The 878-nt window shown below is 30.8% G+C and carries 2 protein-coding genes; one reads left to right on the plus strand and one right to left on the minus strand.

Annotation, left to right across the window (positions count from 1 at the left end; genetic code table 11):
• Positions 1–152: 152 nt before the first annotated feature.
• Positions 153–512 carry a hypothetical protein gene (locus tag AOG55_RS00170; protein ID WP_156318705.1) on the plus strand — a complete coding sequence of 120 codons (360 nt, stop codon included), beginning with the start codon at positions 153–155 and terminating at the stop codon, positions 510–512.
• Positions 513–522: 10 nt separating this feature from the next.
• Here AOG55_RS00170 and AOG55_RS00175 read toward each other — a convergent pair.
• On the minus strand, positions 523–878 hold a 356-nt coding region (locus tag AOG55_RS00175; RefSeq protein ID WP_156318706.1), incomplete at its 5' end, for a Rieske (2Fe-2S) protein.

Consider the following 878-nt stretch of genomic DNA (forward strand, 5'->3'; position numbering starts at 1 on the left):
CCGATCTGGTCTAAAAATATTTTGATGCCATTAATAATTTTTATTTAATATTGGATTCACATAAATCGACTATTTTAATTAAAGTTACCAATTTTGAAATAAATAAGTCTTTTAGATGAAAAATAATATATGTGTTTTGCATTATTTTAGTTATGGCAGATGAAGATAGTATGGCACGGCTTGAATCTGAGGCCGCATTGATCTATTCATCACTATTTTTAGTTGTGCTTATCCTGATGCTTTATGGCATATTTGTGGGTACACTATTTAAAACCATATTTATGTCTTCCATGGGACATGTATTTATAATTATAATGCTGATTATGACGTTAATAACTGCACTTGAAATAATACATATTTATAGAATATATAAATGCATAAGATGTTATGATATACAACGGGCCAAAAAATTGAATTCAACAATTTTCGCCATTACCGGGATGATATTTTCAGGTTTAATTACCGGTATTATATTGATGCTGCTTAATGATTCACTGAAGTTAAATAATTAAAATTTATGTGTTATAAGTCTATCTTTATTTTCCCATCCTCTATTTTAACGTTATAAGATTTAAGGTCAGAGGCTTCCTTTCTTGTCATGGCTCTTACAAACCCGCCGACATTTTTTACAACCTTACCGGTTTTTAGATCAAACTGTGCATGATGCTTTGGGCATATGACAATGCCATTTTCTTTTTTACCTTTAGAAAGGTCACCGCCCATGTGCGTGCATATTGAATCTATTGAATAAATATTTCCATCCACATTTGATATTAACATTTTCTTTCCATTTACCTCAAATGCCTTTGATTCCCCAGCCTTCAATTCACTTTCATCTGCAACTTCAGTCCATGCCATTTTAATCATAAGTATAAATA

The organism is Acidiplasma cupricumulans, from assembly GCF_001402935.1.
In the GTDB taxonomy this organism is placed as follows: Archaea; Thermoplasmatota; Thermoplasmata; order Thermoplasmatales; family Thermoplasmataceae; genus Acidiplasma; species Acidiplasma aeolicum.

What these genes read in the sequence shown, in the direction of transcription:
- AOG55_RS00170 (WP_156318705.1), top strand. Translation starts at nt 153, where the DNA reads ATGGCAGATGAAGATAGTATGGCACGGCTTGAATCTGAGGCCGCATTG.